The following is an 11,300-nucleotide window of genomic DNA, read 5'->3' as shown; positions in this document are numbered from 1 at the left end:
CCACTTATCGGTAGGACTCACCTCTTTTTATGGAATTATCCATAAGATAGGTAACGTGACCTATCCATGTTTATTATATATCAAGATACAGTACTGAGTCAATTAACAACCATGTTTTCACATATACATGATTGCTACTAATACCTTGATGTTATAGCATCTTTTCTACTTTAGCTTTGTATTCTATTAATCTTAATAAATACTCTGGCATTTTTCTATTTCCTAATTCCCAATCCTGCACTGTCCGATATGGTATTCCAAAGTACTCTGCAAACTGTCTGCGATTCATTCCCATATTTTTTCTTAGCTCTAACAGCTCTATCTCTATATTCATAATACTTCCTCGCTGCACGCATTGCGTATAATAATATTATACCAGATTTCATTCTATGTCAAGTTCCTTATTATTTCCCCTTAAGGATTTACAACTCCCCCATTCCAGCCATATTCCACAGGTTGCTTTAAATAATAAGGATTTTTCCTGCTTAAAACTTCTGTATTATGAAGTATGTTATTGTATATGTAATTATGCTGATTTTGATTATTTGCCATGTTATTTAAATAGAAATAATTTGCTATTTGTGCCACTGATATGGAACGTACGTTTTCGCTGTATATAATAGCTGTTTTAGCTTCGCCATCGGTATTATATTCTGCCGTAACAAAGGTTCTTATATGAATACTGTTAGCCACAAAATCATTCATCATTTCCATTGTACGCACATAATATGTATTTTCTTTATCATCAATATTCCAGTTTATGGCTATTCCTTTTTCCTCCATATACCCAAATGTAGGACTTAAATTATTTCCATTAAAATTATATTTTTTTATTCCTCTGTACCTAAAGCCCATATTAAGGGATGAATAATCCGTAGGGTCAAGTAATGTATATGTATTATTTAACTTATCTTTACTTTCGTAGCCTGTTGTATTAGGGTCAAGTGTGTATATGGTTCCATATTCCTTTACTTTGTAATCCACACCATTTAAAGTTATAATACTTCCCTTGTTCGGTGCATTTCCCACTACCCTGAAAGCAATGTTTAACTCATCTGTATTGTTAGACATTCTTATTTGAAAACCGGTTATTCCTACTTTAGAGCTTATAAGGGTTTCCTCTGCCTTTACACAATTTCCCATAATTCCACCTAAAGCAATAAATGCTAATATAATAAAAATATTTCCCGCTTTCTTTAACATACTTTATCCTTTCATAAATCCTGTTTTTACAAATTGCGCACCGACATTAATAAAAACATCGATGCGTAATCTAATTGCCTGTTATATATTATATATCACTAAAATATTTTAGTTTATTACATTCCTCCACCTGAATGTGGTAAGTTAGGTAATGTGGTAACTTCCGGAATTGACAAATCCTGATCTGATTTTGTAACAACATCACCATCAATTATATCTACCATGGTTCTTGTATTAACATCAAATCTATTGACAACAATTTCCGGTGTTTCATATTTATTACGTTTCATAATATCATTCTCCTATCATACTATGTACCGCCCCCTCCCTTCGGTCAGCGGCAACTCGTCGGAAACATTTTAGAAATGAACTTCGTTCATTTAGTTTCCTCCTGCATTATACATTCATTAGTTCATCACAGTGTTATTTGTGAATACAACTTTTTTATGAATTAAACCTGTAGTTTCACCGGCAATCCAATCAAAGAGATTGCTATAAATTGTTCCTGTTTTTGTGTTCAGGATTTGAAGCAGGGACGATTCGCTTCCCACTTCCCTTCTGGCTACAAAACCTGTAGTCTGTCTGTTAGTGTACTCATCCGCTCCGCTATATGCTTCCTGTCCTCTTGCATAATCAAACAGGTCATGATATACGTTATTAACTGTTGTGTAATTTTCATTTCCGGCATTTGTAAGCATTGCCATACCAATTTGTGATATATGATTGTTAATATCTACAATGCTGATTACATTGTTAAATAAAAACTCGTGAGCTGCCTTATTTGGCATCTTCTTTCCTTCATATAAATTAGTTGCAATATTGTAAATGTTTACATCTGATTCTCCAAAGCCGAAAGAATCATTGTCATATACTATTTCGCCGTTATCAAGTATTGCATACGCTCTAAGAACGTAATTTGAAACAAGGGCAGCATATGAATAATTCAAATGCTTAAAGGTAAGTGCCCAGTATGTACGTTTTGTATCCTCTGTCTTAATGTTTGACATACCGAAAAGTCCCGTTTCGTAAATACCCATTGACGTTGCCTCATATGTGTAAACATTCTTGTTTGCACTGTCTACTGTCATATCAGAAGCACTTGCCACTCTGCTCTTTAATCCGTAAATTGTTCCAAATCCCTTTACTCCATGAAGCTTATTATCACTTCCCAAAATCACCTGGTCGGCACTGGACATTACTCTGTATGAAGGATTAAATTCTGATACAGCGCCCTTTGCGGTATTAGTGTTAATCTGGTATCCTTCAAGCTTAACATTTCCTGTATTTACGGTAATTCTTATTGGAAGATACTTAGTAGTTACCGTTCCGTCTTCTGCCATTCCCGTAATCTTTAACATAAAATATGTTGTAGGATTTGTAACAGTAAATACTGTAGGTGCATTAATCTGTGTTTCACCGGGATACAAACTGTCATAAACTTCAGATTGTGCATATGTAAGTTCTGCTGCCGGAATATTTCCTTTACTGTCAGTATTTATTAACGAACTGTTGTCCTCAGTTCCCGTATTAACAATTTCCATGGAAACACTATTTGTTCCCTTGTTTGTACCGGCATACACATCATTCTTTCCAATTAATGACATATAATAGCTGTTATATCCTGTAACAGCATATGTATTAGTCTTATCAGGAGCATCATAAAACTCTATTGTTCCATTTATCTCCAAACTCTTATTAACTGTTTCCATTACATTGTTTCCATCATTATCCTTAGACTGTTTTTCGTAAGAATAATTAAACTTAACAGGTAATGTACCGGTTCCTTTTACAAGCTTCCATTCCTCGCTATTATCCCTCTTTGTAGGATTATCTGTAACTTTAACCCTGAAATAGAAGTTATATGTGTTATCGGTGTTTTCTCCATCTCTTACCTTTACGGTGTAATAGTAAAATCCATCTGATGCAGGACCACCTTCATATACTGAAAACATCCTGTAGGCATCCATTTGAAGCTGACCTTTGTATACTGTATCGTAAATAGTTTTAGCAACAAATTTCCTGCCTGTCTCATCATCATTTTGTACAAACAACTGGGTATTTGAACCTACAAAATACTTTTCATTACCATTTAAAGTAATGTATTTATCATTGTAACCTATAACAGCATCCATGTTTTCATCAGTGTAATACCACACTTCTGCCATTGTTTCATTACCCTTTCCATCATTAATCGGAAGGTAATATTCACCGTCAATAAGAACCCATTTATCTTCTCTTCTGTCAGGATCTTCTCCCGGCAATGGATTCGGCAGATTTGCTATTACCGTTACCACTGCATCCTCTGCATCAGTAACCTGTTCACACCAATGTGCAACTACTTTAACCTTAAAGTTTGTATTATCAATTTCTCTTGAAGGTACAAGATTTTCGTAAGTATGACTTCCTGCCTGTACACCTTCTTCAGTTTTAACTAATTTTTCATTTATTCCATCTTTATCGCATGTATAAATCAATACATCATATAAATATCCGTCTGCTTCCTGAGTAATGGAGTTTGTCCATGATACCGTTAATGCATCCCCCTTCTTACCTGCTGTCAAACCGTTTACACCCTCTATTTCAGGAATATTTCCAACAATTCTAAGAGGTACCGGTACATACTCATCAGGATGATTTTCCGTATCATAATAAACCTTCAAAATATAATATTCTGAACCTTTTTCTCCACCTAACTCACTGTGAATTGGAAGCTCCTGCATAAGCTCAGGAAGTTTTATAAGTATTGTATTTTCTCCCTGAGTTGAATACAATTCCTCCCTTGGCAACAGCTCAACTGTTCCCGGATCTGTTCCTATATGAGCTAAAGTATCATTTGCAATCTGCTCAATAAACTTTCCTTTATCGTCAACACTTGCATATGCAATAGTCATTTTCCAATTATTACTATTACCGTTAGTATTAATTTTTTTAGTTCCATCTATAGTAAGGGCAAGATGGTCGCTATTATATACTGCCATTCCTGCAAGTCCTAAATCTGAACCATCATAATATATTGTTCCTTCTATTAAATGATTCTTATCATGATATACTACAGGTACTTTATCAGGATCAGAGTTATCACTTGCCTTTGCTTTAACCCAGTTTCCCATATCTCCAGGTATTCTAAGACCTAATGTAAGATATGTCCCATCATTATTTACAACCTTTACAATGTAATATTTTCCTGCTGCAAAGGAACGGGTATATAACTGATATCCATTTCCATCCCATGTCTGTAAAACACCGTCGTTTACTTTTCTTTCAGTTCCATAGTTTATATCTGCGTCCATATCCTTTGTATAATTTTCAGCAGTATATGAAGAAACCTGGGCAAAATACATCTTTGATGTAATTGTACCGCCTGTTGATTTTACCATAGGTAATCCATTATTAATCAAAAACCTTATAAATTGTCCACTATATGCACTAACATCGGTCATAATATCTGCATAATCAACATCAGTAATTGATGCATCTAAAACTTTGTACTCTAAATATCTTTTATCACTTCCATTATTAATAATAATATATGGATTTCCATTTTCGTCTAAGTTATTAACATCAGTTGATTTAAACTTAGTCCAGTCCATTTCCTTACCTTCAACTGGTTTAACTGTATTCTTAGTAACTGTAAGGCTGTTATTTGTTTCGTCTGATTCTGATATAAAGCCTTCAGCTTCAGTTCCTGTAAAGGATGGTGAATCTACTTTAACCGTAAATTCCGTAGCACCTTCTAATGGTGAAACAAGTCTGTCAAATGTAACTGAATGCTCACTATTTATATTAACGCCTTGCCATACACCTTCGCTAACAAACTGTGTTTTTCCTACATCATCATAACCTGCCACGTTAGTAGTTCCGTCTAATGAAACCATTATCCGCTTTCCGTAATCAGGCATTTCTCCCGTATCCGGATTAACATATCCACTGGACTTAGGAACTTCAGTAATTCCCACGTTTTCAAATGTTACCTTGACACTAAACATTTTTCCTTTATAAATTTCAGATTGATTTTCACTTACTCCACCACTTAACTGAACTGATTTAATTTTAAGGTCAGGTAATGCTACCTGCTGTGCAAACACTGTATTTCCATATGAATACTTAGAAGCAATGGTTATTGTTGATTTGTAATCAATCTTTTCACTTATAACAGATGTTGTGATTGTGCTACCTGTTTCAATAGTTTTTAAAACACCATTGGAATAATATGATAAAACATAGCCTAATGGTTCATCTGATGCCTCATTCTTAGCCCATGTTGCAGTAACCACTCCGCCAACATTTTCCACTTTAAGTGTTCCTGACAATGTAGGATTAATTGAAAACTCGTATCTGTTTTTATCAGAAACTCCATTGTCACTTTCTGCTACTGCATTATGTTCATCTGCGTAAGCATACATTTTTATTTCTTTTGCAGCTTTTGGTTTAATTTCAATTCCCTCTACAGTTGTTGTTTCATTTGGTGCAAGACCGTCAGCCACATCAACATATGCCTTAGTTATTTCAACGTCGTCGGCATAATCGCTTAATGCCTCCACTAAATAGTAAACTCTGTTATTTTCCGTTGATGTTGCAGGTGCAACACCGATATTTTTTACATTTATCTTTAATCCTGTAACGTTGCCGACAGTAGCAACTCCATCTGTTTCAACACCTGTTATAACCAAATCAGCAAATGCTTTTGCCACCGCTATCTTATCACCTGTATCACTATTTAAAACAGTAACCTCTGTATTATTATCAGGAGCCGTATTTTTAGTGAATGTGTACTTAACCTTTCCCTCTTCAATGGTAAGTTCATTACTTTCTACCGTAACTGTATTTCCACCTGAAACATATGTAAGCTTATAATTAGTAACGCCACTTTTCACATCTGCTTCGGCTGTTATTGTTCCATCGTTGTTGGCAAGGGTAACTTCCGGTAATACCGTAATAACCTTTTCCTCACTTTGGTTATTTGCTGTATTAGATTCATTTATTGTTGCGTCTAATCCACCTTCAAGTTTTACTATGCCACCTACCATATAGCTTCCTGTAAGCATTTCCGCTGTAAGTGTTACCTCAAAGGTGTGTGATATTTCATCTCCCGGTTCAAGAACAGGACTACTATTTTTTGACTTATACATGGAAATAGGTGTTACATACCAGTCCTTTTCCGTCTTGTTATTTGTCCACTTAAGAACAAGGTTAGTTTCTGTATCATTTCTTGTAGTTAATACAGCATCCCCTTCTCCTTCATTCTTAACCGTAACTTTGAAATTAATGGTACTTCCCACTGTACGGTTTTCACCCATTATATCAATATAAGTTACTAAATCCGGTTTAAGTGAAATCTTGTCCCTTTTCACAGGAATGATTTTGTCTGTACCATCTTTGTATCTTACTGTAATATATGAAATCTCGCCATCCTTAAATAAGTCCTGTGATAATGCTAACACATCCGGAACATTTGTCTTACTTTTAAAGAACTTATCACCTATGGCAAGCTTTGTGTCATTAACCCATGCAGATTCAAAATTTTCCTGAGAAGGTATACCAAATCCTATTGCAGGACCTGTGACCGTAATATTATCCTTATCAATGTAAGTAAGTTCGCTTCCTTTTGAAACCATCTGTCTGAATCCTGAGCCTTTTAATGCTGTAAAATAAGAATTAGATATGTACCACTTTTCTCCCTCTGCACCTGTTCCTAATTCTGTCCAGTCATTATCTGCTACTGTTACACCTGAATAATCCGGTGCTTTGTCTGATGCATATGTACTAACTGTCAATTTAACTGTAGCCTGCTGAGTAGATCCGGCATTGTTATCAGTTATTGTAATAACATAATCGCCATCTTCGTAGTTTTGAATATTTTTAATATATATTCCAAAACCATTAGTTTGATTTTCTAATGTTTCCTTTGTTTCCTCTCCCTGTTTAACTACAGCCGTAACTTGACGCGGTCCGGTTGACGCATCCCACTGGAATACAAATCTGGCATTCACATCATCTTTATTGTCTGCCATTCCCATAACATAACCGACAATTGATGATGACGTTTTTTCAACAGTATATGTTTTGCCATTTAACTGTATTGAAATCCTATCTGCAGCATTAACTGACACCGGTGTATAATTAACACCTGTTACCACCATAGCCAGTGCCAAAATTATTGACACCACTTTTTTGATAGTCTTTGCTCCTTTTCCTTTCATAAAAACCTCCTTTATTTTTCATGCCTACCCTGATGTCCAAACTTTCTAAAACACTTCATTTGTATACTATCACTTTCATATTCTTAATGTCAATATTCCCTATTTGTAGGCTGATTGTATGCTTTTATTTGTTTCAACATATTTTTTCTTATTTTTTATAGTTTGTATTGTTTTTTTTGTCGTAGTTTATCGTTTAACTTGTATATTTTTTATATTTATTTATTTGTTTAAGTTTATATTTTTTTAAATTAAGAAAACATTTTTAGTTTTTGGCTTTTTAAATCAAAAAAAACGCACTGGCCTCGTAAAAGTCCAATGCGCTTTCTTTTTAACTTTTTAGTTTATATTTCACTGAGAACATATCCATTCATTTCCTGATGAATCCTATTTCGTATAGAATTTAACTGAACTATAGCCAAAATCCACGGTTTTAAACAACTCATTAACTATATACATATCCACAAAGGAATCTGTATCAATATATTTAAGAGCGTCATCTGAAGATGTATTTTTCAGTGCTGTTTCAAAATTTGTAAGAGTATTTACCCAATTAGTATATTTAGTAGTTTCCTCCTAATAGTTTTTATCAACCAACCATCCGGCATTTCCCATGGAAGCTCTGTCGCAGAGGATTCCATCTCCTGCATCATTAAATTTAATTGTCACCTTAGTGGCACCCTGTGGAACTTCCACTTTAATGTATTGTGACTTTCCGTAGGTTAATACACCTGTAGTTATTGCAGTAAAACCGTCAAAAGATACTTCACATTTAACTGATGCCTTGACATAGTTAGCATCACTTACCACACTATCATCTATACCTGCAATTCCCATAAAGTATTTTGCATTCTTAGGAACGCTATATTCAAAGTAACCATTGGCATTTGTGGAAATACCATTATCATATTTAACACCGGAAATGCTTATAACCCCACCTCTGGTATTTTTATTTACACTAGCCGGATCACCACTATAGCCTGTAGTTGCACTTAGATAGTCTTTTCCTAAAAATACATCCGGTTTTATATTCATATAATCGTCACCATCCGGTGTATACAGATTGTCATTCCATCCATACACAACCTTAGAATCTCTGTAATATGGATTATTTTTAGTTGTAAAATATCCCGTATACTTTTCTGCCGGAACAAACCGTGGTACGTTTAGAATACTTTTATAAAGATATTCATGGCCTCTGTAATTAGATGCCAGGCTCTTTTGATACATGTATGATGCCACCCTTGCAATACATGTAGAAACAGATTTTGTACTGTAAATTATTGTTCCACCTGTTGTTACCACAAAAGCTCTTACATGTATTTTATTTCCCGGGTGAAGGTTATCAATTGTATCCTGCATTGTCTGTACATATGATGAATATGTATCGTCCTTCTCCTTAATGGCATTTTCCGTAGCTGTAGCTGCAAGAGTAAAAGGATTAACAGTTTCTGCTGTTTCATCATTTAAATTGTAACTTTTTAATAATGTTCCTGAAGCTGTAAATGATGTTCCATCAGGAATACCCTTGTCCGGCTCTATTGTATAAAGAGTTCCGAATTTAGCAACTGTGTAGGAAACCTTTCCAACTGTAACCTTACCGCCAACGTTTGGTGCCTTACATACTGTTCTAAATCCCACTAATCCCTGATTTTCATCTTCCTCAGACCAGTTGGTTTTCATCTGGAAGCCTGATACTGAAACATCATTACTGGTAAGTAAAACAGTTTGTGTTCCGCTAATTTGCTGTTCATCGTTATACACCTTAAGGCTTACATTCTCAATTGTAACATTGGCTGCTTTACTGGCACCATTAATGTAACCCATCATTATTCCGTACAATACATTAGCTGCTGTGCTCTGATTTGCCTGAAACTGTATCTGAACTGTTTTAGTTTCCCCTGCCGAAACATCAACATCCTCCTTAGCAAATACTGTCCAGTCACCACCACTGTTTCCATCACTCTGAATCAAAAGCTGAAATGACTTATCCACATCAGAAGTGATTTTAAACTGCGCCACATACCATTTACCTTCATACAACTGAATATTCTTCTGAACTAACTGTGTTGCCCAGTTATCACCACTTTCATAAGCCGGAATTTCAACTTTTAACTTTCCATTGCCCTGATTAGTGTATTTATTTCCACCATATTCATCCCAATGAGTAACCTTACCTTCCTCAAATTCCGTGTCCTTAAGTAACTCTGTTCCGTCTATAATTTCCAGCGTTGTAACAGGTTCCGAAGTTGTAGTTGTTTCTTCACTTTCCTCTACAACTGAAATTGATGTAAAATCCACTATACATCCATTCGGCATACCACATAATGCAAACACCGCCGTAAAACCTGTCACTCCCGTAATTGTATCTGTTATAGTATTTTCACCTTCAACTGCCGGATAAATCTTGTCATTCCTACCTGCTATTCCGTCAGGTTTATATAACATTTTTCCTGCCTTTGTTGATGTGTACTTTATGGTACATTTATATGTTTTTGATGCATCAAGCCCTGACACAGGATAGTGTGCCTGTATTGCCCACCTTGCATCACCTGTTGTAGCCCCATTGGAGGAGTTAATTTTGATTGCTAAATCATCAAAAGAAGTTCCTTTTCCTTTTATTGATACATCTGTAGGCTGTGCCCATGTACTTGCCTTATATATCTTTGACCATTTTCCCAATGCCTGATCAACGTTTTCTGTTGTTGAAAGCTGAGTGAATCCGTCTTCATCAGTACCTGCACTTACAGTACCGGGATTCATTGCAAAAGTTGATACAATCATTGATAGCACACAGATAAATGCAATTATTTTTTTATATATTACTTTCATATTTATCTCACTTTCCTATACGTCTTATATGCTAAAAACCACACTAACCAAGCAAATCTAAGTCCGGATTATCGTAATTACCACTTATTATATCCACTCCGGCATTCCATTTGTCTCCCGGCTTTTCGTTTCCTGTTTCTAATTCCAACATAACCCTTTTATTAACATCAAACTTGGTAACCAGGATTTCAGGTGTTTCGTATAATTTTCTCATTTTTACTACCTCCGTATCTGATTACTCTTCATCCACATCATAATCTGTTATTATTCCGTTGTTCCAGGAATACTGTGACATTCTGTAGTATCCTGTATAGTATTTGCCCGGTGATTTGTTTACCTCTGTTTTTTCAACTTCGTAGTAAATCCACTGGGACAGAGTATCATATTTTGTGCCTGAAGCCGTATTTAACCTTTCAAGAAGCTCTTTATTATAATCACCAATACTTCCTTCTGTATTGTACTTCTTCATGGCAAAATCTTTATTTGGCACTGAACTTTTCCTCTGACTATACTTATATCCTCCAAGACAATGTACATAATCATACATACTTTTGTAGCATGCATTTACAAGATTATAATTATGATCTTTAGATTTAATATTAAGTTTAACCATCATGGCATTGGCAATTTGTAATCTGTTTTTGTCCATATTTACTATGTTAAGAACGTTATTGTACAGATAGTTATGAGCAGTCTGTGTACTCATTTTCTGATTTTCATAAAGGTTACGGGCAATTTCGTACATATTAATTGTATATATGTCATTGCCATACTCATACTTATAGTAGTTTCCATTTTCCTGATAATCATAATTATCTGCCGTTCCCTCTACAACTGCATATGCACGGTATGTTAAATTCTGTGTCAACATTCCATACATATAGGATGTAGCATAGAAAGTAAGAGCATAATAATTCCAATGTGTATATGGATGTGGATCATCCTCCCTTGTTGTCCAGCCTCCATAATATCCACCTGTGGTCTCTTCGTGATAATATATATTATCCTTTATTTTTCCATCAACACCGTCCTTTTCTGCTCCTGCCGTTCCGTCATTGTTCAGATTTG

At 35.1% G+C, this 11,300-nt stretch carries 6 protein-coding genes and 1 pseudogene; all 7 read right to left on the bottom strand.

The annotated features are described in order from the left end of the window. Positions 1-151 precede the first annotated feature (151 nt). Complete coding sequence (locus Q5O30_RS00970; protein ID WP_021951902.1) at positions 152-334, bottom strand: DNA-binding transcriptional regulator; 183 nt, start codon at positions 332-334, stop codon at positions 152-154. An 80-nt stretch (positions 335-414) separates the two neighbouring features. Then, positions 415-1,203, bottom strand: a complete 789-nt coding sequence (locus Q5O30_RS00965) for a hypothetical protein (protein ID WP_021951901.1) — start codon at positions 1,201-1,203, stop codon at positions 415-417. 116 nt (positions 1,204-1,319) lie between these two features. Next, a complete protein-coding gene (locus Q5O30_RS00960) occupies positions 1,320-1,493 on the bottom strand; it encodes a hypothetical protein (RefSeq protein WP_021951900.1) in 174 nt (57 codons plus the stop codon). A gap of 117 nt (positions 1,494-1,610) precedes the next feature. Next, entirely contained in the window at positions 1,611-7,403 is a 5,793-nt protein-coding gene (locus tag Q5O30_RS00955) for a CARDB domain-containing protein (RefSeq protein ID WP_021951899.1), read from the bottom strand. 573 nt (positions 7,404-7,976) lie between these two features. Next, the gene (locus tag Q5O30_RS00950; RefSeq protein WP_021951898.1) at positions 7,977-10,232 is read right to left on the bottom strand and encodes an NPCBM/NEW2 domain-containing protein; all 2,256 of its coding nucleotides are present in this window, start codon (positions 10,230-10,232) and stop codon (positions 7,977-7,979) included. Between the two features lie 43 nt (positions 10,233-10,275). Beyond that, positions 10,276-10,446 carry a hypothetical protein gene (locus Q5O30_RS00945; RefSeq protein ID WP_021951897.1) on the bottom strand — a complete coding sequence of 57 codons (171 nt, stop codon included), beginning with the start codon at positions 10,444-10,446 and terminating at the stop codon, positions 10,276-10,278. A 21-nt stretch (positions 10,447-10,467) separates the two neighbouring features. Continuing rightward, positions 10,468-11,300 (bottom strand): annotated as a pseudogene (locus Q5O30_RS00940) (hypothetical protein); the annotation flags it as partial.

The organism is Eubacterium sp. CAG:161 (assembly GCF_000432355.1).
GTDB classification, from domain to species: Bacteria; Bacillota; Clostridia; order Lachnospirales; family Lachnospiraceae; genus Eubacterium_G; species Eubacterium_G segne.
The sequence above is the reverse complement of the archived record's forward strand: the minus strand, read 5'-3'. Positions and strand labels throughout refer to the sequence as shown.